Consider the following 25,037-nt stretch of genomic DNA (forward strand, 5'->3'; position numbering starts at 1 on the left):
CTCATGTCACCTCGCGCCAGAGATCTAGGTATTCGCATAGGAAATGGCCAACCAGGGCCACTAAATGCCATTACCGATGTAATAGGGATTCGTGTTGGTCACCATACCGTCATCCATGATCTTGCAGACGGCAGGAAAGTAAGAACCGGTGTGACGGTCATCGAACCCCGTGCCGGTCATGCGCGGTTATCTCCCTGCTTTGCAGGTGTACATGTGCTAAATGGTAATGGCGATGCAACGGGCCTAGAGTGGATTAGAGAGGCCGGCCTACTCACAACGCCCATTGCATTTACCAATACTCACAGTGTTGGTATTGTGAGAGACACCCTCATCGCTTTAGAGCGTGAATCACTGCGAGACGAAGATAGTGTTTACTGGACCATGCCTGTAGTAATGGAAACATTCGATGGCTTACTCAATGACATCAATGGATTTCATATCACGGCAGAACATGTAAAAGCCGCGCAAACCGATGCAAGTGACGGATCAATTCAAGAAGGGGCTGTTGGCGGTGGGACAGGCATGATTTGTCATGAGTTCAAAGGAGGTATTGGTACTGCATCGCGCCAATTAGCTGCATCCCAAGGAGGTTGGACTGTAGGGGCAATTGTCCAAGCAAACCATGGCATGAGGGATACCTTAAGGGTAGCAGGCTATCCAGTCGGCGATATACTCACCACTAAAGCCATTGCCTCACCCTTTGCTGAGCAATCTCTGCCACATCCGGGCATGGGGTCGATTGTAGTGACCATTGCTACCGATGCCCCTCTATTACCCCATCAATGCAAGCGTTTAGCACAAAGAGCATCGATTGGTATTGCACGGACAGGCGGAGGAACCGAAGACTCCAGTGGCGATATTTTCCTAGCATTTTCTACAGGCAATCAGCAACTACCTGTCGCAGATTATGGGAAGAAAGGAAACTTCACTACCCCAATCCAAATGGTCAACAACGATCATTTATCGCCGTTGTTAGCAGCGGCAGCAGAGGCGGTTGAAGAAGCGATCATCAATGTGCTACTTGCAGCCGAAACCACAGAGGGAAATAAACATAGTCGTGCGCATGGCCTTGCACCGGGACAACTACTGAATGCTCTTGAGCAGTGTGGTTGGTCACCTCAATAATTACAGTATTACTCACCCCCACCAGCAGGTCATATCGCCTGCATTTTGCGAGGTAGGTTGTCTACTCTACCTCGCTATTTTTATCAGTCGTCAGCGCAATACAGTCTCAACACATATAACCCTCATTGAGACTAAAAAGACCAGACACCCAACCAACTTACTTAGCAAGCAAATATTTATCCTATTTTTTTCAGTTTTTCGATATTTTGTGGCGGAATACTATAGACGCTAGAGAAAGTTAGGGAGCAAAATTCCTGCTTTCAAAACGCCCCCGCCCAAAGGAAGTGCATCATGATTGTTCGCCCAAAACTCAGCTGGATTCAACTGCTGTTCGTTTGGCGTGGCTCGGTCATGATTACCATTTGGCCAAGATTACTGCTGTTCTTTGGGATTGCCGTCTTAGCCATTATTCAAGATAACTGGCTATTTAAAGAACCCATCCCCCTCAATATTGTTCCATTCAGTTTGTTAGGCGTTGCATTGGCAATTTTTGTGTCATTTCGCAATAACGCCTGTTACGACCGCTACTGGGAAAGCCGCAAATTATGGGGGAGCGTCTTGAATCGTGGTCGTAGCCTCATCCGACAATTAAAAACAATGACGGATATGAGCCCAGAAGCACAAGATGAAATGGTGGAATTACTCATGGCGTTCTTCTACACCATGAAACATCAACTCAGAAAAACCGATGCCACTGAAGATGTAAACCGTTTTGTACCGCTACGCTGGAGACAACGCGTGCAGGACTGTCGCTTCAAACCAGCCCAAATCATCCAAATCATGGGCGAATGTGTGCAAGAAGCGAAGCGTGCTGGGCTAATTGACCCAATGAACAACCTCGCCATTGATGAAAGCATTTCTGGCTTGTCTGATTCACTCGGCGGAAATGAGCGGATTTCTAATACGCCAATTCCTTTTGCCTACAGCATTTTGCTACACCGCACCGTCTATATCTATTGCTCTTTACTTCCGTATGGGCTCGTCAGTTCAATTGGTTTTATGACCCCAGTCATTAGCGTTTTTGTTGCCTACACCTTTCTTGCGCTAGAAGCGATTGCGGAAGAATTAGAAGACCCATTTGGCTTCGCTTCAAATGATTTAGCACTCGACTTTATGTGCCAATTAATGGAATCCACACTGCGCGAACAGGCTGGCCAACCGGCACTACCAGATAGACAACCAAACGAAAACTATCAATTAACCTAAGCCACAGCCAAAACCGGCCTGTCGCAAATAGAACAGACGTTCGATTTAAAATCCGGTTACAATACGCACATTTGTGATTACCTCAGCAGAGTTGTGATGCGTACCGAATACCTGACAGGCCTCAATCCAGAACAATTGGCAGCAGTCACCCTGCCTCATGCTTCCGCGCTTATTTTAGCCGGGGCAGGCAGCGGAAAAACGCGTGTTCTCACGACTCGTATCGCTTGGTTAATCGACAATAACCACATCAGCCCATTTGGCGTCATGGCAGTAACCTTTACCAATAAAGCGGCAAAAGAAATGCTCACCCGCTTATCCGCCATGCTTCCGATTAATGTGCGTGGCATGTGGATTGGCACTTTCCACGGATTATGTAATCGTCTATTACGCGCCCACCATCGTGAAGCAGGGCTTCCTTCCACCTTCAGTATTCTGGATATGCAAGATCAACTCTCCTTGCTCAAGCGCGTGATGCGCGCGATGAATATTGATGAAGAGCGTACCCCGCCAAAGCAAGTCCAGCACTATATTAATGGTCGTAAAGAGGCTGGCATGCGCGCGCATGAATGTGAAAGCTACGATCCAGGTAGCCGTCGCATGACCGAAATTTACGCCGAATACGATGCGCAATGTAACCGTGAAGGCGTGGTCGATTTTGCAGAATTACTGCTTCGCGCCTACGAATTACTCTCTCGTAACGCCCTACTACGCGAACACTATCAACACCGCTTTCAACACATCTTGGTCGATGAATTCCAAGATACCAACCGCTTGCAATATCAGTGGTTAAAGCTCCTAGCTGGTAACGGTAGTGCTATGTTTGCCGTTGGCGATGACGATCAGTCGATTTATGCCTTCCGTGGCGCAAACGTCGGCAATATGCGCGATTTCGAGCGTGAATTTAAGATCCAACACTTCATTCGCCTTGAACAAAACTACCGCTCATTTGGCAATATTTTGGATGCAGCTAACGCCTTAATTGAACATAACGATGGCCGTCTAGGTAAAAACCTGTGGACAGCAGCTGGCCCTGGCGAACCCATTCGCGCGTTTGAAGCCCTAACCGATCACGATGAAGCAGCCTTTATCGTGGACGAAGTAAAGCAACTGCATCGGGAAGGTACAGCACTAGCAGATATCGCTATTTTGTATCGTTCCAATGCGCAATCACGCTTACTAGAGCACCAATTATTTGCCAATAACGTCCCCTATCGGGTGTATGGTGGCTTACGCTTCTTCGAGCGACAAGAGATCAAACATGCACTCGCCTACCTTCGACTAACCGCCAACCGCGATGACGATAACGCATGGCTGCGTGTAGTTAATTTCCCGGCAAGGGGCATTGGAGCACGCACCATGGAAACCGTTCAAGTGACGGCAAGAGAGGCTGGCCTTTCGCTTTGGAATGCAAGTTGCAGCCATCCGCCTAGCGGCGCCGCGGGCAAGAAAATCGGTGAGTTTGTAAAAATCATTGAAACCCTTAGCCAAGAAATCGCCCCACTACCGCTGATGGAAAAAATCGACGTTCTGCTAGATCGCTCTGGATTACGTGATTACTACCGCGCAGAAAAAGACGGCGAAGATCGTCTAGAAAACTTGGAAGAATTGCTTAACGCCGCACAAAACTTCATGCATGAAGTCCCGGAAGGTGGCGTAGAAGACTTCTTGGCACACGCCTCGTTAGAAGCCGGTGAACACCAAGCAGAAGTGGCAAGCGATGCCTTGCAGATGATGACCGTTCACGCCGCAAAAGGGTTGGAATTTAACGTTGTTTTCGTCTGTGGCCTAGAAGAAGGCCTATTCCCGCATGAAAACAGCATCATGGCCGAAGATGGCGTAGGTGAAGAACGTCGTCTAATGTACGTGGCCATTACCCGTGCGCGTCAACGCTTATACCTAACACTTGCTTCACAGCGCCAACTATTTGGACAAACAAGGTACAACTTGCCTAGCCGTTTTATGCGCGAAATTCCCGAAGCACTGCTACAGTGGATTAATAAACGGGCATCAGCGGCTATTCCAACATCGACCACCAACCCTACATTTGCAGATAAACGCGACTTACATGGTTTTAAAGTTGGCCAAAGTGTCGCGCATCCCAAATTTGGCTCGGGCGTAATTACCGCTGCAGAAGGGAGTGGAGAAGATGCTCGCGTGCAGGTGAATTTTGATGGTGCCGGTAGCAAATGGCTAATGCTAAGTTACGCGCGCCTAGCACCTGCGGCACGCTAAATAATTCCCTGCTATGTGAAGTACATCGCAGGGAATATTGCTTTACTGAAGTCTGTTAGCAGTTGGAGTAGTGGTTGGTAACGACCCTTCTTCCACCATCTCACGAATTAACTTCACCATTTCAATATCGTGTTGCTGATACGCCTGCTTTACATAACTCGCCACATTGACCCCATTGTGGGTCTCTGTTTCGCTTAGCCCTGTTTCATACGCAAAACGCACAAATAAGCGGTTCGATTCTGGCATCTCAATTTGCATCGACATCGTGCCGCCTTGATGCTGCTCATTGGGTTCGGTGACAAACTCAATACGCACCATTGGGTCCATACGGATATGATCTCTTACCCGCATACTGCCAAATACCACTTCTCTTTCTAACCAATTATCTCCTCTGGCCAAAAAAAGGACTTCGTCCATATGTGGCAAAAATAATTGCGGCGACTCTACACGCAGCATCAACCCTTGCCATAGTTGCTCTACGGATAATGGCGTCACCATTGGGTTTGCAAGGTCATTAATCTCAATAATATGCTCAAATTTCATTACACTTTACTCTAGCTAGTACTGTTCGGTGCGTACAACAATTGCCTGACCTTTTGATCAGCATCATAGATTAATTTGAAGAATTTCTGTAATATCAAACTGTTACATTATGTAGCAAAGCATGTCGTCATCCGGATGACATGGGCCGGAACGGAGCGATTTAGTTGCTGTGCAAACCGTGGCCGGTGGTTGACATGACAATTTGGCAAGGGTTGCAACCGCCCGCGTACAGCGTCATCCGATTCAGTTTCCATGATCTGGAAAACTGGTTGGGGATGAGTATCGCTCACAAAGCGATACAGCGCCAGTAGTAGAAAGGAGCAAATCATGGGCTGGGCTCTATTTATCTTTAAACGCTAAGCACATGCACTAGCTATAAGCCGCTTTCATTTGAATGCGGCTTTTTTATTATGTATAGCCCGCCCCATCGATTCAACCACTCTCAAAAAAATAGGCAGTGCATTCGCACTACCTATTTTTGCCAATTAAATCAACCTAAAACGAGTAAAGCATGCGATTAGTTATATGTCACAACTTCTTCTCTCTGACGCACTTCAATAGAATTATAACTTCCACTTTGTGAACGAGAAGAACGACTTCTTGTACCGCCAGGAATAAACTGTTCTTCCAATTGACGAGCGACATCTTTGCCTAGCGACTCTGATACCTCTTTCATTACTCGCGCTTTAGATAACTGCACTTTTTGACCAACCATATTGACTAAACGACTGTCAGAACCTTCGCCCATTGCAGAAAAAGCAGCCTTGACTTCATAAGTCTTGGTATTAATTAGGCTGCTTTCAACAACTAGTTCAAGACTTAAAGAATGGTTAACTGCATTAGAACCTTGAATAGGGTTCTCTTCTGAACGAGGATCAATGGAAGTAATTGTGTTAAACAATACGTAATCAGCATTTGGGAAATAGCCCTTTTTAATGCGATCAATCACATCATAAAGTTTCTCATTCTCTTTTGCTGTATAGGGCCTAGCTTGCACCAAGCGATATACGCCACTTTTTAACATCTCGCCTTTAATATCGCCTGTGAACTTCCTCAACTCACCTCGCTCGATTGTCTCAAAGTCACCGGAAGCTTCAAAGTACTCAGTATCGCTACTCGCAGAGACACGTTCCGAACCAGATGCTCCATAAGCACTCTCTTGACCACGAGAAGAAGCATTTAAGCGCTCTTTGTTCTTATAACTAGTCACATGAAAGTAATGTGAGACCTTTTCCTCGTAAGCCAAATCTGTCACCGCAATTTTGGGGATAGACTCGGCCTGCACCAGCGTAGGCAAGAAACAAGCACATGCCATTAACAGTTTTTTTAACATACTAACCCCCTTCTATTGAGCGCCTAATTAACGCTTAGAAGTTTTGCGAATTTCTTTCTCGTCTGCCCATTCGATCGTACCAGCCTCGTTATTGGTCAAAATCAATGAGAACTTGTAGTACACATCTTTCACGTCAGAATTACGCTTCACAATAGAGGTAATTTCACCCTCAAGACGATATTGGGCACCTTCCATTTTACCCACTTTAGCTTGAGTACTCTTTTTGTACATACCGCTATTATTTTGACGAGCTAGTTCATCTGTTTGACTCTGCATACCGCTAATATCAGTTGCAAAGCGAACTTGACCACTCTTCAACAATTGAGTACGAATTGAATCAGTAATCGATTTAGTATCGATGTATTCACTAGTTTTGTTCTTCACGTCAGCAATTGTAATTAGTGGGCGACCACGAACAACTTGGGACTGAACCAAAGAACGCGCCATACTTTCTGCAATGGTCTGTAAGTCAGTTGAACCGAACTCATTAGAAACGGTTTCAACGGCTTTGGCATCACCGTATGACACATCACCTTTTTTCATTGGACCTTGTGCTGCACATGCGCTCAGCAAAGCAGCTAAACTAATTACCGAGCATGTCATGAGCTTATTCATTACTATCTATCCTTATACTTTTATAAATTATCTGTGTAGTTTTGCGTATCATAAAACTACACCCAACATCGAATGCATTACAAAGATGGTGAAGTTTTACTTAATTCTTTGACGGTTCATTCGCCCCATTTGCATAGTTTTCTGGGCTATACAGTTCCACTTTAAAATCTGTCGCCTGTGGGCTAGGTGCTACAGTAGACAATACTTTTTTCTGCTTACCGTAAATAACTTCCGGCTTCCAGACTTCTTCGCTTCCAACTTGGAACCCAGAATCATCTAACCAGCGTATGCGCCAAGTGAATTGTTGAATTTCGTTATCAGCATTGCTCAGTTCTATCTGAAGCCTCACCAAGCCATCGCGTACAACTTTCTTAATTCCAACAACAGAAACCTCATCCATTTTGCCGAGTTGTTCAATCTTAGAAGCAATTGACTCCGCCATCACCGGCGGCGCACTCAGAATCAGGGTAAAGCAAATTAAACCAACCAACTTAGTAAACTTCATATCTCATGCTTTCATTATTAAAAATTATTTAATTACGGGTGCATCCGCCACCTCAACAGGGATATCGGTTCTAACCGTCAAGCCATTAGGGAAGCTTACAAAAGTTTTTCCTTGAAATGTTCGCATCGAAATTGCAGCATACTTCCCTGCAACTTCGAAAGGAAAGCTCAAACCATCAACCTGCAATATATGCTTTCCTACTGTAAGTTTTGTTCTAGCAATTCCTACTTTTGCAGGCAATGCTCGCCACATGCGGTCATCAGCCATTTCAGTTGCCATCGCAACAATATTGACAAACAAGCCTGCCAAACTGTCTTGACGCTGCGCCTCTTTAATCGCAATTCCTTTAGTTATCGCACGGATAGTACTGCGCAGAATAATCGCAGGCATCTCATCCTTGAGTGAACGACGTGACATCGCCTCATAATTGGTAACCCCATCCACATTGAATGCTTGGCCATCAATGATAATCGATCGAGGTAGAAGCGCCTCTATTTGGTCAGGGATAATGGGGAATGACATTGGCACAGCAATAAAACCATTTGGCGTATTCACCGGAATTGGGATCGTCTGAGATTTAATAGGAGTAACCTCCCCTGCTTCCACAATAAATAAGGTATCGGTGGCTTTAGGATCAGACCTCTTAACTCGCTGATCCAAGCCTTGCAATGCATTTTTGAGACTTTTTACATCAGGACGTAATTCAATTGCTTGCCGATAGCCAGCAGCTGCCAATGACGAATCTCCTGACTGCTCGTAAACAAAGCCTGCCAAATAATGTCCAATTGCACTTTGATATCCGTTCCGTAATGAAATTACCTCTGGATTATTCAGCGTATGGACTGGATAGCCATTTAAGACCATTACATCAGTATTAATATTGTCTGAATTCGATTTAGACTTCAGTTTATCGACTTCTTTTTCACGAAGATCTGCAATCACGCTTTCTCTTTCGTGTAGTTTCGTTACCTCCGTTCTGGCGCGGTCCCAATCCCCTTGCGCAAGATAGCTCATAGCTAAGCGAGAGGCTAACGCCACTCGTTCAAAGTCCTTGCCATCGTAAGATCTCACTTTGTCATTAACTAATACAGCCCCTAAGCCTTCAAGTAAGGATTCAGGAGCACTCTTGGCAACATCCTCCCATTTTCTAACTTTTTCATCAGCACTTAGCCAAGCCAAATTGGCACCTGCTTGGTTGCCAGTAATGCGGCGAGCCTCCCCTTCTTCGAGCGAAGTCAGCAAGTCTTCTGATACGCTCATATCTTTTTCTGCACCAGGAAGACGTGTCTTCCAATCTTTGGTTGGCAGCATATTGGCACAACCCGTCAAGCCCAGCACGAGAGCTAAAGCTATTGTTGCTTTAATCATTTTTAATATCCACCCTGATACGATTTTAACTGTTTGTTTTCCGTCGATTATTTGCAATAAATAATGAATTGTTTTTAATCTTGGTCAAATTTTGTATTCTTTTACAAACAATCTCATCAATGCCATTGTACTTAACGCCTATATATGTCGCAAGCATTAACAATTAGGCAACACATATCACACAGACCGTATGCTAAAATAGTTAGCATGAAAACTATCACGCATTTATGTTTGATTCGGCATGGTGAAACGCCATGGAATGTAGAACGTCGATTGCAAGGGCATTTAGATATACCCTTGAATGAGACAGGGCTTTCGCAAGCAGAACAGGTCGCCGAACACCTGCCAGATCTTCCCTACACTGCGCTTTACGCGAGTGACCTGACCCGCACACGCCAAACGGCTGCACCTTTAGCAAAGAAAACCGGGTTGTTACCTATCGTGACTTCGCGCTTACGGGAAAGGCACTACGGCATTTTACAGGGGCTAAACCCCGAAGAAATGCTGTCTCAGTACCCGGAAGAAACCGCGCATTACGATGCAAGAACGCCATCGTTTGATGCTGTTAATGGTGAGTCTTTACAATCGTTGCATGATCGAATCACGGTATTAATGGATCGACTTGCCAAGCAGCATCGAGGCGAATACATTATTCTAGTGACACATGGGGGCGTATTGGATATTGTGCATCGCTGGATTAATCAGCAGCCACTTGATACCCAACGTGAGTTTCCTATCCCCAATGCCGCCTATAATTGGATTAGCCATAATGATGAAGATGGCTGGAAAATTGAAGCTTGGGCAGATCGATCTCACTTAGCCAATACATTAGACGAACTATGAATCCATTAGACAATCTTCCACCTGAAGCGCCCGAACCACCAGCAGAGGGAGAATGTTGCGATAGCGGCTGTGAAGATTGTGTGTTGGATCGATATCAGGCGGCTTTACGGCAATACAGAGAAGAACTAGCCATGTGGCAAGCACTTCAAGAAGAAGATAACCCTCCTAACACTTAGTTGATCATTGTGACCGCTACCCCTCGCATGAATTGGCAGCAACTGCTGTCTACTACCCGATTTCGCATAGCAGATGGCAAAGCCGTGCCAACCGTCTCTCCTGCAACCGCAGAAGGGGCTTCCGGGTTACGCTCGGACTTTCACATTGATCATGATCGTGTAGTCTTTAGTAGCGCTTTTAGACGCTTGGGGCGAAAAACCCAGGTTCATCCTTTGGCTTCTCATGATCATACGCACAACCGCCTGACGCACAGTGTTGAAGTATCGTCTGTTGGCCGATCGTTAGGAAACCGCGTGGGCGCAGCGCTTGATCAGCATGGCTTGCTTCCTGCAGGATTCACCCCATTTGATATTGGCGCCATTGTGCAAGTCGCTTGCCTCGCGCACGATATTGGCAACCCTCCTTTTGGCCATACTGGCGAAGATGCTTTACGTGTCTGGTTTAGAGATCCGGCACAAGCGCATTTTCTAGCAGGACTAACCCCTGCCGAAACCTTGGATGTGCAAACCTATGAAGGCAATGCACATGGCTTCCGAATGGTTGCGGCGCTGGAAATGTATGAAAAAGATGGCGGCATGCGTTTAACTGCCGCCGCATTGGGTGCGTTAATGAAATATCCGTGGACGGTAGATGTTTCGCCGAAACCGGGAAAGTTTAATTTATACCAGTCAGAACTCCCCTACTTTGAGGCGGTTGCAGAATCACTTGGCTTACCTGAACTGTCAACTAATCGCTGGGCAAGACATCCCTTGTCTTATCTGATGGAAGCAGCAGACGATATTTGTTATGCCATCCTCGATTTAGAAGATGCAGTGGAAATTGGCATCCTGGATGTGCATGAGTTTGAGCGTTTGCTAACCCCGTTAGCGGGCTTGGATGATCGTGTTTGGCGAACCACAGACCCTCGGCAAAAATGCGCCTTATTGCGCGGTACAGTGGTGGGTAAATGCGTAACGGCGTTGGCAGACCGCTTTATGGCACATCATGATTCTCTAATGCATGGCCAATTTGCAGGTAAAGATTTATTGGCTGTCTGCCCTGAAGAAATCAACCACCCGCTATTGGCGGCAAAAGACTTGGCTAGCCGCAAAGTTTACCGTCACCGTAGCAAGGTAGTGACGGAAGTAGCTGCCTACCCATGTATGGCGACGATCTTGAATGTATTGATTCCCGGCGTGCATACATTGGTGACAAAAGGGGAACACGCTATGTCGACCAAAGAGAAGATTCAACTCTCCTTACTTGATCGACCTCTCCCCGTGCAAGAAGGCCTATATGCCTGCTATATGACAGTATTAGATTACGTTGGCAGCATGACGGATAACGCGGCCGCAGGCTTAGCCAGAGAAGTTTCTGGTGTCGGCATTATCTAGTTGCTAGCGGCACAAAGAAATGACAAAGGCGGATTAGCTCATGCGAACCCGCCTTTTTTGGTTTTATAGCACGATTTGAGACCCTAATTCGACAACTCTGTTTGGCGGTAAGCCGAAATAATCTGCCGCGCTACCAGCATTACGGAACATCCCCATAAATAGCTTGGCACGCCAACTTCTCCAGCCCATGCCGACCTGCTTCACTAGTGTTTCTCTGCCTAAGAAGAAAGACGTATCCATTTCGTCTAACATCAACTCTTTGAGCCCTGCCGTTGCTAATGCCTGTGGTAATAGTGGTTGATCCATAAACCCAAAACTGACCCTGACTTGCCAAAACTGATCATTAATACGCTTCACATGCACACATGATTCTGGTGGCACATAAGGGGCATCCACCGTGTCTACCGTCATGATGATGACTCGCTCATGTAGGCTTTTATAATGCTTTAAGCTATGCAGCAAAGCATGTGGGGTGCGATCGGGATTGCTCGTCATAAAGACAGCCGTACCTGAAACCGTTGGTGCGGCTTCACCAATGCTTTCGACAAAGCTAATTAGCGGCATGGTATCGCTCTCTCTGTGTTGGTTCAGCAACGCTCTACCTTTAAACCAGGTCGTCATCACCACAAAAATCACCAACCCAAGTGCTAGCGGGAACCATCCACCTTGAAACATTTTGGTTAAGTTAGCGCTGAAGTAAGCCATATCAACCAATAGAAAGAGCCCGGCCACTACTGCCACTTTTGCTCGCGACCATCCCCACAGTTTTCTCACCACCACAGCCGCGAGAATCGTTGTAATCGCCATCGTGCCGGTCACCGCAATACCATACGCAGCCGCCAAACTAGAAGAGGAGCGGAAACTAACCACTAGAATGGCGACCGCCACCATCAACGACCAATTAATCGCAGGGACATAGACTTGCCCCGCTTCTTGGCTAGAGGTGTGCAGAATATTCATCCTTGGCAAATAACCTAACTGTATCGCCTGTTGCGTCACCGAGTACGCACCCGAAATCACCGCCTGCGAGGCAATAATGGTCGCCATCGTTGCCAAGATCACCAAAGGTAAAACCGCCCAGTTTGGCACCATTAAATAAAATGGATTTTCAATAGCACTTGGATTGGCAATTAGCAAAGCCCCCTGCCCAAAGTAATTTAGTACCAGCCCAGGAAGGACAATGCCAAACCAGCCAATCTGAATGGGGCGACGTCCAAAATGCCCCATGTCGGCGTACAGCGCTTCACCACCAGTTAATGCCAGTACCGTTGCCGCTAGCGCAAAAAAACCGATGATTGGTTGATTCACAAAAAACTGCACCGCATAGATTGGGTTTAGCGCTTTCAGTACCACAGGGAACTGATAAATATGCCATAGCCCAAGTCCTGCTAGCGTAACAAACCACGCAATGATGATCGGCCCGAAAAACATACCCACTTTTGCCGTGCCATATTTTTGAACAACAAATAAACTCACCAAAATAACAAGTGCAATGGGGACGATGTAACGATCTAAAGACGACGAAACAATCCCTAACCCTTCTACGGCAGATAGCACCGAGATGGCAGGCGTTAAGACACTATCCCCATAAAATAATGCCGCACCGATTAAGCCCAACACCATCAGGGTGCCAGTTAGCTTTGCATTGGGAATAGCATGACGGACTTGCGCCATGAGCGCCATAATACCGCCTTCCCCATGGTTATCTGCCCGCATAATAAAGAGGACATACTTTAGGCTAACCACCACCATTAACGACCAAAAAATCAGCGATAAGATGCCAAGAATATTGTCAGCCGTCATCGGCACAGGGTGGTGGCCACCCGCAAAAATTTCTTTCATTGTATATAACGGACTGGTACCAATATCACCATAGACAACGCCGAGCGCCGCCAGCGTAAGCGCCGCTGTCCGGCCTTTCGCAGTAGACATGTTATTGCTCCTAATTTAGTAAAAGTATCGAGCGAGGAAGAAGGTAGAAATAAAATTACCCGGGGTGAAACCGGTATCCAATACCGGTTTCAGTCAAGAAATGTTTGGGCTGAGTAGGATCGACTTCTAATTTCTGGCGAAGCCGGCTTAGATAGATTCGAAGATAGTGACCGCTTTCTGCATGATTTGGCCCCCATACCGCCTGCATCAAGAAGCGGTGTGTCAGCACTTTATTTGGGTTCGCCACTAAGGTTTGCAATAAACGATATTCAATTGGGGTGAGATGGACTTCTCCACCTTGAAAAGAGACTAGTCTTAAGGCCAAATCCACTACTACCTCACCGAATTGGTGTCGAGGTGTATTTTCCCCACCGCCCACACTGCGGCGTAGCAGCGCCCTTACCCTTGCTAACAACTCACCCACACCAAATGGCTTGGTTAAATAGTCGTCTGCCCCTGCATCGAGGGCCGCAATTTTGTCTGATTCATCTGTTCGGGCAGATAACACCAGCACCGGATGTTGTGACCATCCACGAAAATCTTCAATGAGAGAAATGCCATCCCGATCAGGCAAACCCAAATCGACAATTAGCAAGTCTGGTTTTCTGGTTGCCGCCTCAATTAGCCCTCTGCTGGCCGAGTCCGCCTCTTGAACACGATAACCTTCAGACTCCAAAGAGATACGAACAAATCGTCTAATTTGTGGATCATCTTCGATCAGGACAATTAATTGTTCCATCATTTACTCCTAATCCACTTCTTCTAACAACAATTGCGGTGCATTTCCTTTTGGCAGAGTGATTGTCACTACCGCACCGGCCACTTCCTGATTGGAATCAAGGTGATTTGCAGCCTGAATATCGCCGCCATGCGCAGCCATAATTGCACTCGCAATCGCCAATCCCAACCCAATGCCAGGTGTGACGGACTCGGCATGTCCACGTTCAAAAAGGAGAAATAAACTATTTAATTTGTCTGCAGGAAACCCTGGGCCAATATCTTTTACACTTAACCAAACTCGTGCTTCATCCGCCCCAATTTGCACAGCGATACTTGCATCAGGATGTGCATATTTCACTGCATTTTCCAGTAAATTGCCCACCACACGTTCAATCATGACGGCATCAAACTCTACCAGAGGCATGTCATCTTGCATCTCGATGGTTAAGCGATTCGGCGCTAATGCGCCCCCCAGCAATTGTGCAGCGCTGTACACCACCTCATCCAAAAACTGCCATTCTTTGTGCAACGTTACCGCACCAGCCTGTAGCTTCGCCATATCTAACAAATTAGTCACCATATGGCCAATTGCACGGCTTTGTTGCTGCATAGATAAAATTAACGCTTCTTTATCTTCCGCGGTTTTCTCTTTGTGCATAGCCAATGTATCCGCGATGCCAACCAGTGCCGTCAGCGGCGTGCGTAAATCATGCGAGAGCGCTGATAGCAAAGAGCTTCTTAAACGCTCTGAATGTACAGCGACCCGAGATGCACTTTCAGATACTTCCAACTGTAAACGAGCCAAGGTAGTTGCTAATAAAGAGGTCACCGTTTGAAGTAGTGCACGATGAACTAGCGGCCAACTGCCATGCTGCTTTTCTGCCATCACTACCAGCACACCGACACTCTCTTCTCGCGTACCGATCGGCAGTAGCATTGCCGTGCCAGAAACAGAATGTAATCCACCCGTTTCCACCACAGACCCATGCTGCATGGTGGCATTTAAAATAGAGATATCTACCTGATCTGAAATATCGCTCACAGCGTTGAGGGGTAAGTAGAACTTAACTACCAGCCCAATTTGATCATTAAACCGTCTCACCTCTTGGCAAGCATCGACCACATTCGTCACCCCGGCTAACGCTTCCGCCAGAACATAGAGTTGCTTAGATTGCTGGGCACCATCGGCATTCAGTGCCACTTGGGCTTTTAGATTAGCCGTTAAGCCAGCAATGAGCCCACCGGTAATCATCATGACGAGAAAGGTAATGAGATATTGCGCATCAGCAACTGCAAAGGAAAAATGCGGCGGTACAAAAAAGAAATCAAACATGCCCACAGACAGCACCACCGAGAGAAATACGGCGAAGCGATTCACCAATGTCGCTAATACCACCACATTCAACAGATACAGCATTACGGTATTCGCCTGATCCACCCACGGGTGCAATAGGTATCCGGTAAATGTCGTGAGCGACGTTGCCAATATTGCCCAAAAGGCATGTGGCAGCTGTCTTAGTCGTAAGAGATAGGCTTGAGTATCCATGCCGATAAGATAACTCGTTCAGTGCAAAAAAGTTACTAAGATGTGATTGCCACGTATAAATAAAGTGTAAATATGATTCGACAATCATCTTAATACAAAGTATCTTTACATAAAGACACTTTTCTAATTCGCCATCATGTCCATCAAAACAAGTGATATTTTGCTCACCGCCATCGGACCTGTCATCTGGGGTAGCACCTATTTAATTACAACAGAACTGCTTCCGCCTGCGCATCCACTCACGGCAGCGGTGATTCGGGTATTACCGATTGGGATTCTGCTTGCCCTACTGAGCAGCTATACACCACCAAAAACGATGTGGCCAAAACTAGCGCTCCTTTCAATTCTTAACATCGCGATTTTCCAAGCCTTGCTATTCGTGGCAGCCTATCGCCTTCCGGGCGGCGTTGCGGCGACGTTGGGCGCCATTCAGCCGATTGTAGTAGGGTTCTTATCTTGGTTAGTCTTACAGCAAAAACCACACCCACTTCAGTGGCTAGCAGCACTTGGCGGAATCCTTGGTGTCGCGCTCATGGTATTAAAGCCCGATGCAACATTAGACAGCCTTGGGATATTGGCGGCATTAATTGGGGCGGCAACCAACGCCACGGGCACTATTTTTACGCGAAAATGGTGTAAAAATATGCCGATTCAAACCTTAACGGCATGGCAATTATGGATGGGCGGGTTAATGCTATTACCCTTTGCCTGCCTGATGGAATATCGACTAGACCAACTCACTATCCCGAATTATCTAGGGTATGCGTATCTAGCCGTCTTTGGATCCGGGATAGCGTATACCCTCTGGTTTCGCGGCATTCAGAAGCTGACGGTAACAGGAGTAACCATGCTAGCATTGCTAAGCCCTGTCGTTGCGACAATACTAGGCTTTGCCTTCTTGCAGCAGGCAATGAACTCATGGCAATTAGTTGGTGGGGCGCTAGTTCTGGCCAGTGTTGTGCTTGGCCAGTTTGGTAAAAGATAAACCGCTTATTATTTACAATTTGCAAAGCAAGACACCGTGAAATCAGATCGTGCAGCCTACGCCGTCTCCCAATGGAAAGACGAATTTCCTAATGATGACTTCTTGGCCATGGAGCTACTTGGAAGATTATTAGAAATTAGTCAAATTGTTAGCCAGCAACATCTTCAACCTTTGTTTGCCTCTTTTGGATTACACCCCGGAGAGTTTGACGTATTGGCCACCCTTCGCCGTGCAGGCAGCCCCTACCAGCTAACCCCAACCCAACTATTTGGTGCGGCAATGATTAGCTCTGGCGGCATGACCAACCGAATAGATCGGCTGGAAAAAGCAGGCTGGGTGATGCGCTTACCCCACCCGACGGATCGAAGAGGTACATTGGTGCAACTAACAGACACAGGGCTTACGCTGATTAATCAAATTTTGCCCGTTCATTTAGCAACAGAACAATCATTAATCGCAGGATTATCCAAAGATAAACAGATGGCGTTAAATGAATTACTTCAGCAACTTGTCGCACAATTACCGGAGTCAAAAGCATGATCAAAAACTGGAAATGGATGTTGCTTAGTTGGCTAATCTGCCTACCTGCATTTGCCAGCAATTTAGCCGTATCCACCCCATCCTTTCTAGTGAAACAATTTGGCTATTATGCGGACAATCAATTTATCGAATCAGATAATGTCCCCTACGTGATCGGCCAAGATTATGGATGGCGTATGCAAGTCACCCCAAATATTCAGTCTATCTGGATCGAAGAAAAATTTACCTTACCCAAAGCGCCCGCTACATGGGGCGACGATGTGCCGTCCAATAACTTTCGCATTTCGGCTGATCGAAAAACAGCCACCGTACGGCTCAACCTTTTCCCGCAAGATGGTTGGATTTATCACGATTGGACAATTGCCAAAGGCGACCCAACTGGCCAGCACCAAATCAACGTCTTTTATAACGGCAAGCTAATCGCAGCGTTTCCTTTTGAGATTCAAGCAAATCCCAAAGGAGAGGATCAATGAGCCAAACGACTGAATCGTTAATTTCGCTTTTGGACCAACATCAGGTGAGCTATCAGCGCTTCTATCACCCACCAGTTTTTACTTGCGAAGAAGCAAGAGCATTAACGCCCAACTTACCTGGTGCAGAAACGAAGAATCTATTTCTAAGAGATGGAAAAGGAAAAAGGCATTTCTTAGTGACCTTGCCAGACACGGCGAGTGTGTCTCTCAAAGCATTAGGCGAACACTTAGGTGTGAAAGGCCTAACATTTGCCTCACCAGAACGCTTATTAAAGTATTTAGGCATTACGCCCGGAGCGGTTTCATTTCTCGCTTTAAGCAATGATGTCGAAATCGCAGTAGAAGTGCTGCTAGACAGCCAATTAGCCCAAGCGGAACAGATTCTTGCTCACCCGCTGGTCAATACCGAAACATTATCCATCGCAACAAAGGATTTACTCAGATTTATTCAAGAGGTATGTGGGCACACGGTTCAGGAACTGCAACGAGATGCCCTTGCGCCAGCTTAATACGATTTCATGAAATTTATTCAATCGGCTGACTAACCCACTTGCCCCGCAAGAGGTCGTTAGCCGCTTGTTCAAATGGCGCTTGATTTAGCAGCGGCATAGCAATCACAAAGCCGACATCGGTTGCATAATCTGTCTCCACAACGTCAACCTGATGCTGCCCGCACAACCGACGAAACGCTGCCTCATCCGCAAATGGCACTCGACCTGCCAAACTAACCTTTTGAATAATTGGAACAAATTCCGCTAGCTTTAAAGCATCACTCACCGCTTGCCCATAGGCCCGGGTTAAGCCACCTGCGCCCAACTTTACTCCGCCCCAATAGCGGATCACCACCCCAAGTACAGAAGATAAGTGCTTATGGGTAAGCACATTGTAAATGGGCTTTGCGGCAGTCCCAGCAGGCTCTCCATCATCATCTAAGCCAGAATCCCCCTCGGTAATCAACGCCCAGCAACAATGTCCGGCGGTGGGGTGTTGCTGGCGAAGCATCGCCAACACTTCTTTGGCTGCTTTTCTATCACTGACCGGGCCAACCCACGCAATAAATCGGCTTTTCTTTACTTCTAACTCAGCGGTAACTGGTTGCCCTAGTTGAAACATACGTACTCGTTCTAAATTAAATCGTCGTCACTACCTAACAGCCCAGTTAACCGATTGCCCAACTGATTCCTTAATCGTTTTCTGGCCAATAGCTTTTGCTGCGCTTCTGAAGGAAGGTCAGTAATTCTCAATAAGTTTTTAGTAATCAGCGTATCCACCAAATCTTCCAGCACACGCACCAATTCATTATCTAAGCCGGTGAATAAGGTGGAATCCTCATTTTGGCCGAGAAAACGCGCGATCTCGGGGCTGTGTTGTGGCAAAAACTCATTCGCTTCTGGCGTTGCCTGCTTAAAAATGGCAATCACTTCACCTGAATCATCTCTTTTTACATAAGGCATTTGGACCTCCCAGCCCCATAAGCACGCCTATCAATCATCGCCAAGACGTTTGCAATCATGTCCCATCCTTGTATGCTATCACTGCCTATCATTGTGCAACAGCACATTGGATAAAAATTGGAGACCTCTTCATGAGCGATAAAATCGAAAAATCTGAAGCTGAGTGGCGCGCCCAACTATCGCCAGAGCAATACCGTGTTACCCGCCAATGCGGAACCGAAAGGCCCTTCACTGGTGAGTACGAACAACATTGGGAAAAAGGTAAGTACAACTGCGTTTGCTGCGGCAACTTGCTGTTCGAGTCTCAAACTAAGTTTGATGCAGGATGTGGCTGGCCTAGCTTTTGGCAAGAAGCAATCCCTGAAAATGTAAAACGCCTAAGAGACATTAGCCACGGGATGATTCGCACAGAAATTCGCTGTGCACGTTGTGATGCGCATCTAGGACATGTCTTTGAAGATGGGCCGCAACCAACTGGTGAAAGGCATTGCTTAAACTCCGCCTCTCTTGTGTTTATTCCGGAAGAAAAATAAACCCTTATTGCGCGCTAAGCTATAGGCAAAAAAAATCCCATGCAGGTCATTGCATGGGATTGAGGTATCACAAACACGACGTCACTTGGTGCCGCATCCGACGACTAAGTCGGGGGGAAAGATGCTACAACTCAGCAGTGACGCCGTGGATCGAACTTTATCTGGAATTGCGAAAAATTCCCAATTCTGATTCTTCATCAAACTATGCAAATAACGCATAGTTTGCTTATTGCGTCACCGCTGGGTTTAAATCAGGCACTTTTGTTTTTACCCATTGCGCCATTTTTTCTGCATCTTGCTCAGATCCCAACTGGGTAATTTTTGCAAAGTAGACTTTCTTCCCTTTGTACTTACCCGGCTCAACCAAGACAGCTACACCATCATCGACAAGCAAATCTTGCAATTGCTTCGCCTTATATTGGTATTTATAGCCAGATAACAGCAAAGACCATTTCCCATCCGCCACTTGTACAGCCTGATCGGCAACTAGATCGGTCTGAGGCGCCCATTCTTTCAGAACTTTTTCTTCCGGCACAATGCTGATTGGCTCTGTCGTGCCATTGCGATTCACCGCATAGAATTGTCTTTCTTGGTCTAGCGTCACTTTATCGCTGGCATAGTTAACTTCAATTTTACCTTCTAGCAAACACACTAAATCACGCTCATCATTTGCCTTGCCCCACAAATCGGTGCCACGAATCCCCGCAGTCAGGGTAGCGACTTTAATATCCACCCTCCGAGGGGTGGCTTTCGCACTGCTAGCGGTCGTAAAGCGAAATGCCCCCTTAATCACTTCTAGCGCAGAAGAAAAAACTCCCTCATTTTTCTTGGCAGGCACAATATTCGCCACCTTAAAACGAGCTGACTCTCCTAGTTTAATGGTGCTACCTTCCTCAACGAGTAACTCCACTCGGCCACCCGCACCAGTTAAAATCGTATCCCCTGCACCTAGAGCTTGCCCTGCAACCAATGGTTTTTGCACACCTTTGCTGTTAATCACCCAAGCAGGTAATTGCAGCTTATTCACCTTAATGCCATCTGCCCAAGCCACAGACACCAAGCCATATGCAACAGCCGAAAAGGCGATTTTTTTCCACAACGGAGCCATACGTTCCACCTCAACAATTAAATATCGATCTAAGTTCATCATAGCGACTTTTTACAGTAGCAAGGCAGTTTTCCCACAAATTATCTTTTCTCATCTCCCGCACCATGGATTTAACTGCCAAAATCACACGATCGACTTCGCCTGACTATAGAAGACACCCTCCCTAGCAGGTATAATGCTTTTTTTGCCAATTCCAATTGATAGATCAAGGACTTTTGCATTATGCAAGACCAGTATCGCCCATCCGAGGTAGAAGCTTCCGCGCAGGAGCACTGGGCCAAACGTGACGCCTATCGCGTCATCGAGGACAAAAGCAAACCGAAATATTACGCATGTTCGATGCTGCCATACCCATCGGGAAAACTGCACATGGGTCATGTGCGTAACTACACCATCAACGATATGCTCGCTCGCCATTTGCGCATGAAAGGCTTTAACGTCTTAATGCCAATGGGTTGGGATGCTTTTGGTCTGCCAGCTGAAAATGCCGCGATTGCTTATAACAAATCCCCTGCGGAATGGACATACGCCAACATCGCCGACATGAAAGCACAGATGCAGCCTTTAGGGTTGGCATTTGACTGGTCACGCGAAGTCGCCACCTGTGATCCTAGCTACTACAAATGGAACCAATGGCTATTCTTGAAGATGCTGGAAAAAGGCATCGCCTACAAGAAAACCCAAGTAGTGAACTGGGACCCGATTGACCAAACCGTATTGGCTAACGAGCAAGTGATCGACGGTCGCGGATGGCGTTCTGGTGCGTTAGTGGAAAAACGCGAAATTCCAGGCTACTACTTTGGCATTACCCAATACGCCGAAGAACTGCTGTCTAGCATCGATGCGCTAGACGGTTGGCCAGATCAAGTTCGCACCATGCAGCGTAACTGGATTGGCAAGAGCGAAGGCACCCGCTTTGCCTTCTCGCATGACATCAAAGATGCTGACGGCAACCTGATTCAAGACGGCAAGATGTTCGTGTTTACAACACGGGCAGATACCATCATGGGCGTTACGTTCTGTGCAGTCGCAGCCGAGCATCCTCTCGCTACCCGTGCAGCAGAGCTAAACCCAGCATTAGTCGACTTCATTGAAGAATGCAAAAAAGGCGGCACAACCGAAGCGGAACTCGCGACCCAAGATAAAAAAGGTGTCGCAACCGGCCTGTTTGTTACCCACCCACTCACCGGCAACCAAGTCGAAGTCTGGATTGGTAACTACGTGCTGATGACCTACGGCGATGGCGCAGTGATGGGCGTACCTGCGCATGACGAACGTGACTTTGCCTTTGCTAAAAAATACGGTATCGAAATCAAACAAGTGATCGCTGTTGAAGGCGAAACCTTCAGCACAGATGCTTGGCAAGAATGGTATGGCGACAAGCAACGTGCGGTGACCGTTCATTCTGGCAAGTACAATGGTCTATCGTACAAAGCTGCCGTTGATGCTGTTGCGGCAGACCTAAGCGGCAAAGGTATTGGCGAAAAGAAAACCACCTTCCGCCTACGCGACTGGGGCATTTCCCGTCAGCGTTACTGGGGAACCCCAATCCCGATCATCCATTGCCCACATTGTGGCGATGTACCCGTGCCATACGAAGATCTGCCAGTTGTCTTGCCAACTGATTGCATTCCAGATGGCTCCGGCAACCCACTAAAACACCGCGCAGACTTCCTGAATGTGGATTGTCCTAAGTGTGGCGCGGCCGCCCAGCGCGAAACCGACACCATGGATACCTTCGTGGATTCCAGCTGGTACTTCATGCGCTATACCTGCCCAGATGCAACCACCATGGTCGACGAACGCAACGACTACTGGATGGCGATGGACCAGTACATCGGCGGCATCGAACATGCGGTCTTGCACCTGCTGTACGCCCGCTTCTGGACCAAAGTGATGCGCGACATGGGTCTCGTTAAAATCGACGAGCCATTCACCCGCCTGTTCACCCAAGGGATGCTGCTAAACGAATGCTTCTACCGCGAAGAAGAAAGCGGTAAGAAACGTTGGTTCTACCCGAACGAAGTGGAAGTTCAGTTCGACGAAAAAGGTCGCCCACTTTCAGCCATTGCAAAAGATGATGGTCAACCGGTTGTGATGGGCGGCATCGAAAAGATGTCCAAGTCGAAAAACAACGTGGTCGAACCAAAGGACATCATCTCCCGCTTTGGCGCGGATACGGCACGTCTATTCACCATGTTTGCTGGGCCACCAGAGCAAAGCGCGGCATGGTCAAATAGTGGTGTAGAAGGCGCATCTCGTTACCTGAAACGCCTGTGGATGTTTGCATTTAAAAACGCAGACGCGATCCGCAGCGCGGGTGAAATTGGCGAATTGAGCGAAGAGGCAAAAGCCGTTCGTCGCGAAATCCACCTGACGCTCAAGCAAATCAACGACGATTACACCCGCCTACAGTACAACACCGTTGTATCGGGCGCGATGAAGTTGCTGAACGCGCTAGAAGGCTTTAAGGGCGATGCACCTGCGATGGTAAAAGAAGGTCTTGGCATTCTATTGCGTGCACTCTACCCCGTCAGCCCGCACATCACGGCAGTCATCTGGAAAGAGCTGGGTTTTGATGTTCAACAAGGTGATCTATTGGATGCCGCTTGGCCAGAACCGTTGGCAGAAGCACTAGAACAAGCCAACATCGATCTCGTTGTACAGGTAAACGGTAAACTGCGTGGCCACATTAGCGTGCCAAAAGCGGCAGATAAAGCAGCAATTGAAGCCGCCGCTTTAGCAGATGCAAGCATTCTGAAGCATCTAGAAGGCCAAGCACCGAAAAAGGTTATCGTTGTACCAGGTCGTCTAATTAATATTGTTGTTTAATAGAGGTACTTATGTCTTTACGCCGCGTATTATTTTCTTCTGCAGTCATCGCTTTGTTATTAAGCGGTTGTGGATTTCATTTACGCGGCGTGCAAGACGTAGCTCAACTACCATTCGATTCACTCTACGTGCAACCGGTTGGGGACTTCACCTTTGATCACGATTTAAAACGAGTTTTAGCAAGCCGTGGCGGCGTCAAACTGAGCGACTCCGCTGAAGGCGCGCCTTACCAGCTAGGCGGGTTAGGTGAAGGTCGAAGCAAAACCTTACGCTCTATTGATATTAACGGTAAAGCAAAAGAATATTTACTGCGCTACGACCTAAACTATCGCGTTGAAAACAAACTACGAGTAACCGTTAAGTCAGGTACATTAAGCCTCACTCGAACCATGACTTATAGTGACAACGAATTAGCAGGTAAAGACTTAGAAGAACAAAAGTTGTATGAAGACATGCGCCAAGATGCGTTCTTCCAGCTTCTGCATATTCTAGGTGCCTTGCCTGCACCGACAGTGAATACTGCGCAATAATTCACCGTGCAAGTCAAACCAGATCAACTCGCACAAGTTTTAAAACAACCATTAGCAAATATGTATTTGCTACATGGTGAAGAACCTTTGCAACTGCTAGAAGCGCAAGATGCAATCCGGCAAGCAGCCAAGCAGCAAGGGTTTAGTATCCGAGAAGTGTATTCCGCAGAATCTGGTTTTTCTTGGCAAACGCTTCAGTTCGCGAATGATGCCTTATCTTTATTTGCTGATAAAAAGCTGATTGAAATCCAGATCCCATCAGGCAAGCCAGGTGCACAAGGGGCAGAAGCGCTGATTCAATTAGCTAAATCGCCAAGCCCAGATAACGTCATCGTTATTACACTGCCTGTTCGCTTAGATAAAACCACTCAAAACAGCAAGTGGTTTACCGCACTCTCACAGCAAAGTGTGATTGTCCCGGTGTTTCCACTTGAGCGGCATCAACTACCGACATGGTTAAATGATCGCCTTGGCAAACAAAAACAGTTTATCGATGATGCAACGGCCCATTTTTTAGCCGACCGAGTAGAAGGTAACTTACTCGCCGCCCATCAAGAAATCCAAAAGCTCGCCCTTCTTTACCCTGCCGGTGAACTTTCTTTATCACAAGTGCAAGAGGCAGTATTAAACGTCGCGCGTTACGATGTTTTTAAACTATCGGAAGCCGCACTAAGTGGAGACATCCCTCGTTTTAAACGCATGCTTGCTGGCCTAAAAGATGAAGGGGAAGCACCAACCCTAGTCGCATGGACGCTTACAGAAGATGCCCACATTCTCTATCGGATATTAAAAGGGAAACGCGAAGGCATCGCGATGAACCAACTGTTTAGAGATAATCGCGTCTGGGGAAACAAGCAAGACTTAGTCACTCGCAGCCTAAAACGCCTTTCCCCCGGCGACGTACTTTCTGCCGTGAAATTATCTGGTATTGCTGACCGTGCCTGCAAAGGCGTCCACTCACAAGACCCGTGGTTTGTATTGGAACAGCTTGGGCTTATCTTGTGCGGGGTGAAGGTGATGAATAAGGACATTTAAAACAAAAACATATTTTCCATCATTTTAGA

General features: G+C 47.1%; 25 protein-coding genes. 14 read left to right on the top strand and 11 right to left on the bottom strand.

Annotated elements, in window-relative coordinates:
* Positions 1 to 3: 3 nt before the first annotated feature.
* From LIN78_RS10905 to LIN78_RS10915, 3 genes are all read left to right on the top strand, one after another.
* The gene (locus LIN78_RS10905; RefSeq protein ID WP_227180830.1) at positions 4 to 1,125 is read left to right on the top strand and encodes a DmpA family aminopeptidase; all 1,122 of its coding nucleotides are present in this window, start codon (positions 4 to 6) and stop codon (positions 1,123 to 1,125) included.
* Between the two features lie 291 nt (positions 1,126 to 1,416).
* Positions 1,417 to 2,331: a bestrophin family protein gene (locus LIN78_RS10910; protein ID WP_227180831.1), complete on the top strand. Its 915-nt coding sequence runs from the start codon at positions 1,417 to 1,419 to the stop codon at positions 2,329 to 2,331.
* Positions 2,332 to 2,427: 96 nt separating this feature from the next.
* Positions 2,428 to 4,563 carry a UvrD-helicase domain-containing protein gene (locus LIN78_RS10915; protein WP_227180832.1) on the top strand — a complete coding sequence of 712 codons (2,136 nt, stop codon included), beginning with the start codon at positions 2,428 to 2,430 and terminating at the stop codon, positions 4,561 to 4,563.
* Between the two features lie 42 nt (positions 4,564 to 4,605).
* On the opposite strand, the gene LIN78_RS10920 is transcribed toward LIN78_RS10915, so the two are convergent.
* The 5 genes from LIN78_RS10920 to LIN78_RS10940 form a co-directional block, all read right to left on the bottom strand.
* Complete coding sequence (locus LIN78_RS10920; protein ID WP_227180833.1) at positions 4,606 to 5,106, bottom strand: SRPBCC family protein; 501 nt, start codon at positions 5,104 to 5,106, stop codon at positions 4,606 to 4,608.
* Positions 5,107 to 5,623: 517 nt separating this feature from the next.
* Positions 5,624 to 6,439 (bottom strand): hypothetical protein, encoded by an 816-nt coding sequence (locus LIN78_RS10925; RefSeq protein ID WP_227180834.1) that lies wholly within the window; start codon positions 6,437 to 6,439, stop codon positions 5,624 to 5,626.
* A 27-nt stretch (positions 6,440 to 6,466) separates the two neighbouring features.
* Entirely contained in the window at positions 6,467 to 7,054 is a 588-nt protein-coding gene (gene lpoB, locus LIN78_RS10930) for a penicillin-binding protein activator LpoB (protein WP_227180836.1), read from the bottom strand.
* Between the two features lie 100 nt (positions 7,055 to 7,154).
* Positions 7,155 to 7,559 (bottom strand): DUF1425 domain-containing protein, encoded by a 405-nt coding sequence (locus tag LIN78_RS10935; protein WP_227180837.1) that lies wholly within the window; start codon positions 7,557 to 7,559, stop codon positions 7,155 to 7,157.
* Between the two features lie 24 nt (positions 7,560 to 7,583).
* Positions 7,584 to 8,927 carry a COG3014 family protein gene (locus tag LIN78_RS10940; protein ID WP_227180838.1) on the bottom strand — a complete coding sequence of 448 codons (1,344 nt, stop codon included), beginning with the start codon at positions 8,925 to 8,927 and terminating at the stop codon, positions 7,584 to 7,586.
* Between the two features lie 207 nt (positions 8,928 to 9,134).
* Between LIN78_RS10940 and LIN78_RS10945 the strand changes: the two genes are divergently transcribed.
* Genes LIN78_RS10945 through LIN78_RS10955 form a run of 3 tightly spaced genes read left to right on the top strand, consistent with a single transcriptional unit; the run spans position 9,135 to position 11,320 of the window.
* A complete protein-coding gene (locus tag LIN78_RS10945; RefSeq protein ID WP_227180840.1) occupies positions 9,135 to 9,770 on the top strand; it encodes a histidine phosphatase family protein in 636 nt (211 codons plus the stop codon).
* Positions 9,767 to 9,946 carry an oxidoreductase-like domain-containing protein gene (locus tag LIN78_RS10950; RefSeq protein WP_227180841.1) on the top strand — a complete coding sequence of 60 codons (180 nt, stop codon included), beginning with the start codon at positions 9,767 to 9,769 and terminating at the stop codon, positions 9,944 to 9,946. Before LIN78_RS10945 ends, LIN78_RS10950 begins: the two co-directional genes overlap by 4 nt.
* A gap of 27 nt (positions 9,947 to 9,973) precedes the next feature.
* Positions 9,974 to 11,320, top strand: a complete 1,347-nt coding sequence (locus LIN78_RS10955) for a deoxyguanosinetriphosphate triphosphohydrolase (protein WP_227180970.1) — start codon at positions 9,974 to 9,976, stop codon at positions 11,318 to 11,320.
* Positions 11,321 to 11,383: 63 nt separating this feature from the next.
* On the opposite strand, the gene LIN78_RS10960 is transcribed toward LIN78_RS10955, so the two are convergent.
* The 3 genes from LIN78_RS10960 to LIN78_RS10970 are packed head-to-tail and all read right to left on the bottom strand — an operon-like array spanning position 11,384 to position 15,518.
* The gene (locus LIN78_RS10960) at positions 11,384 to 13,252 is read right to left on the bottom strand and encodes a potassium transporter Kup (protein ID WP_227180843.1); all 1,869 of its coding nucleotides are present in this window, start codon (positions 13,250 to 13,252) and stop codon (positions 11,384 to 11,386) included.
* Between the two features lie 55 nt (positions 13,253 to 13,307).
* Positions 13,308 to 13,991 carry a two-component system response regulator KdpE gene (gene kdpE, locus LIN78_RS10965; RefSeq protein ID WP_308443956.1) on the bottom strand — a complete coding sequence of 228 codons (684 nt, stop codon included), beginning with the start codon at positions 13,989 to 13,991 and terminating at the stop codon, positions 13,308 to 13,310.
* A 9-nt stretch (positions 13,992 to 14,000) separates the two neighbouring features.
* Positions 14,001 to 15,518 carry a DUF4118 domain-containing protein gene (locus LIN78_RS10970; protein WP_227180846.1) on the bottom strand — a complete coding sequence of 506 codons (1,518 nt, stop codon included), beginning with the start codon at positions 15,516 to 15,518 and terminating at the stop codon, positions 14,001 to 14,003.
* A gap of 136 nt (positions 15,519 to 15,654) precedes the next feature.
* Here LIN78_RS10970 and LIN78_RS10975 point away from each other — a divergent pair, with 136 nt between their 5' ends.
* Genes LIN78_RS10975 through LIN78_RS10990 form a run of 4 tightly spaced genes read left to right on the top strand, consistent with a single transcriptional unit; the run spans position 15,655 to position 18,025 of the window.
* Positions 15,655 to 16,503 (top strand): EamA family transporter, encoded by an 849-nt coding sequence (locus LIN78_RS10975; RefSeq protein WP_227180847.1) that lies wholly within the window; start codon positions 15,655 to 15,657, stop codon positions 16,501 to 16,503.
* A 36-nt stretch (positions 16,504 to 16,539) separates the two neighbouring features.
* Positions 16,540 to 17,043 (top strand): MarR family winged helix-turn-helix transcriptional regulator, encoded by a 504-nt coding sequence (locus tag LIN78_RS10980; RefSeq protein WP_227180848.1) that lies wholly within the window; start codon positions 16,540 to 16,542, stop codon positions 17,041 to 17,043.
* Positions 17,040 to 17,516, top strand: coding sequence for a PM0630 family protein (locus LIN78_RS10985; protein WP_227180849.1), 477 nt, complete (start codon positions 17,040 to 17,042; stop codon positions 17,514 to 17,516). The genes LIN78_RS10980 and LIN78_RS10985 overlap by 4 nt, the downstream gene beginning before the upstream one ends.
* Entirely contained in the window at positions 17,513 to 18,025 is a 513-nt protein-coding gene (locus LIN78_RS10990; protein ID WP_227180851.1) for a prolyl-tRNA synthetase associated domain-containing protein, read from the top strand. The genes LIN78_RS10985 and LIN78_RS10990 overlap by 4 nt, the downstream gene beginning before the upstream one ends.
* Positions 18,026 to 18,041: 16 nt before the next feature.
* On the opposite strand, the gene LIN78_RS10995 is transcribed toward LIN78_RS10990, so the two are convergent.
* The gene (locus tag LIN78_RS10995; RefSeq protein ID WP_227180853.1) at positions 18,042 to 18,629 is read right to left on the bottom strand and encodes an IMPACT family protein; all 588 of its coding nucleotides are present in this window, start codon (positions 18,627 to 18,629) and stop codon (positions 18,042 to 18,044) included.
* Between the two features lie 11 nt (positions 18,630 to 18,640).
* Positions 18,641 to 18,970 (bottom strand): hypothetical protein, encoded by a 330-nt coding sequence (locus LIN78_RS11000; RefSeq protein ID WP_227180855.1) that lies wholly within the window; start codon positions 18,968 to 18,970, stop codon positions 18,641 to 18,643.
* Positions 18,971 to 19,101: 131 nt separating this feature from the next.
* Between LIN78_RS11000 and msrB the strand changes: the two genes are divergently transcribed.
* Positions 19,102 to 19,503, top strand: a complete 402-nt coding sequence (msrB, locus tag LIN78_RS11005; protein WP_227180856.1) for a peptide-methionine (R)-S-oxide reductase MsrB — start codon at positions 19,102 to 19,104, stop codon at positions 19,501 to 19,503.
* 226 nt (positions 19,504 to 19,729) lie between these two features.
* On the opposite strand, the gene LIN78_RS11010 is transcribed toward msrB, so the two are convergent.
* On the bottom strand, positions 19,730 to 20,653 hold the full coding sequence (locus LIN78_RS11010; RefSeq protein WP_227180858.1) for a FecR family protein: 924 nt from the start codon (positions 20,651 to 20,653) through the stop codon (positions 19,730 to 19,732).
* Positions 20,654 to 20,833: 180 nt separating this feature from the next.
* Here LIN78_RS11010 and leuS point away from each other — a divergent pair, with 180 nt between their 5' ends.
* From leuS to holA, 3 genes are read left to right on the top strand one after another with little or no spacing between them, the layout of a single operon-like run.
* A complete protein-coding gene (gene leuS / locus LIN78_RS11015; protein WP_227180859.1) occupies positions 20,834 to 23,443 on the top strand; it encodes a leucine--tRNA ligase in 2,610 nt (869 codons plus the stop codon).
* Between the two features lie 11 nt (positions 23,444 to 23,454).
* Positions 23,455 to 23,973 carry an LPS-assembly lipoprotein LptE gene (locus LIN78_RS11020; RefSeq protein ID WP_227180861.1) on the top strand — a complete coding sequence of 173 codons (519 nt, stop codon included), beginning with the start codon at positions 23,455 to 23,457 and terminating at the stop codon, positions 23,971 to 23,973.
* A gap of 6 nt (positions 23,974 to 23,979) precedes the next feature.
* On the top strand, positions 23,980 to 25,008 hold the full coding sequence (gene holA / locus LIN78_RS11025; RefSeq protein ID WP_227180864.1) for a DNA polymerase III subunit delta: 1,029 nt from the start codon (positions 23,980 to 23,982) through the stop codon (positions 25,006 to 25,008).
* The last annotated feature ends 29 nt before the right edge of the window (positions 25,009 to 25,037 follow it).

The organism is Leeia speluncae (genome assembly GCF_020564625.1).
GTDB classification, from domain to species: Bacteria; Pseudomonadota; Gammaproteobacteria; order Burkholderiales; family Leeiaceae; genus Leeia; species Leeia speluncae.

What these genes read in the sequence shown, in the direction of transcription:
- LIN78_RS10940 (WP_227180838.1), bottom strand. Translation starts at nt 8,927, where the DNA reads ATGATTAAAGCAACAATAGCTTTAGCTCTCGTGCTGGGCTTGACGGGT.
- LIN78_RS10920 (WP_227180833.1), bottom strand. Translation starts at nt 5,106, where the DNA reads ATGAAATTTGAGCATATTATTGAGATTAATGACCTTGCAAACCCAATG.
- LIN78_RS10905 (WP_227180830.1), top strand. Translation starts at nt 4, where the DNA reads ATGTCACCTCGCGCCAGAGATCTAGGTATTCGCATAGGAAATGGCCAA.
- msrB (WP_227180856.1), top strand. Translation starts at nt 19,102, where the DNA reads ATGAGCGATAAAATCGAAAAATCTGAAGCTGAGTGGCGCGCCCAACTA.
- LIN78_RS10910 (WP_227180831.1), top strand. Translation starts at nt 1,417, where the DNA reads ATGATTGTTCGCCCAAAACTCAGCTGGATTCAACTGCTGTTCGTTTGG.
- LIN78_RS10945 (WP_227180840.1), top strand. Translation starts at nt 9,135, where the DNA reads ATGAAAACTATCACGCATTTATGTTTGATTCGGCATGGTGAAACGCCA.
- LIN78_RS10925 (WP_227180834.1), bottom strand. Translation starts at nt 6,439, where the DNA reads ATGTTAAAAAAACTGTTAATGGCATGTGCTTGTTTCTTGCCTACGCTG.
- LIN78_RS10960 (WP_227180843.1), bottom strand. Translation starts at nt 13,252, where the DNA reads ATGTCTACTGCGAAAGGCCGGACAGCGGCGCTTACGCTGGCGGCGCTC.
- LIN78_RS10955 (WP_227180970.1), top strand. Translation starts at nt 9,974, where the DNA reads ATGAATTGGCAGCAACTGCTGTCTACTACCCGATTTCGCATAGCAGAT.
- LIN78_RS11000 (WP_227180855.1), bottom strand. Translation starts at nt 18,970, where the DNA reads ATGCCTTATGTAAAAAGAGATGATTCAGGTGAAGTGATTGCCATTTTT.
- LIN78_RS10970 (WP_227180846.1), bottom strand. Translation starts at nt 15,518, where the DNA reads ATGGATACTCAAGCCTATCTCTTACGACTAAGACAGCTGCCACATGCC.
- LIN78_RS10935 (WP_227180837.1), bottom strand. Translation starts at nt 7,559, where the DNA reads ATGAAGTTTACTAAGTTGGTTGGTTTAATTTGCTTTACCCTGATTCTG.
- LIN78_RS10950 (WP_227180841.1), top strand. Translation starts at nt 9,767, where the DNA reads ATGAATCCATTAGACAATCTTCCACCTGAAGCGCCCGAACCACCAGCA.
- LIN78_RS10995 (WP_227180853.1), bottom strand. Translation starts at nt 18,629, where the DNA reads ATGTTTCAACTAGGGCAACCAGTTACCGCTGAGTTAGAAGTAAAGAAA.
- LIN78_RS10915 (WP_227180832.1), top strand. Translation starts at nt 2,428, where the DNA reads ATGCGTACCGAATACCTGACAGGCCTCAATCCAGAACAATTGGCAGCA.
- leuS (WP_227180859.1), top strand. Translation starts at nt 20,834, where the DNA reads ATGCAAGACCAGTATCGCCCATCCGAGGTAGAAGCTTCCGCGCAGGAG.
- LIN78_RS11020 (WP_227180861.1), top strand. Translation starts at nt 23,455, where the DNA reads ATGTCTTTACGCCGCGTATTATTTTCTTCTGCAGTCATCGCTTTGTTA.
- LIN78_RS10985 (WP_227180849.1), top strand. Translation starts at nt 17,040, where the DNA reads ATGATCAAAAACTGGAAATGGATGTTGCTTAGTTGGCTAATCTGCCTA.
- LIN78_RS11010 (WP_227180858.1), bottom strand. Translation starts at nt 20,653, where the DNA reads ATGATGAACTTAGATCGATATTTAATTGTTGAGGTGGAACGTATGGCT.
- LIN78_RS10975 (WP_227180847.1), top strand. Translation starts at nt 15,655, where the DNA reads ATGTCCATCAAAACAAGTGATATTTTGCTCACCGCCATCGGACCTGTC.
- lpoB (WP_227180836.1), bottom strand. Translation starts at nt 7,054, where the DNA reads ATGAATAAGCTCATGACATGCTCGGTAATTAGTTTAGCTGCTTTGCTG.
- kdpE (WP_308443956.1), bottom strand. Translation starts at nt 13,991, where the DNA reads ATGGAACAATTAATTGTCCTGATCGAAGATGATCCACAAATTAGACGA.
- LIN78_RS10990 (WP_227180851.1), top strand. Translation starts at nt 17,513, where the DNA reads ATGAGCCAAACGACTGAATCGTTAATTTCGCTTTTGGACCAACATCAG.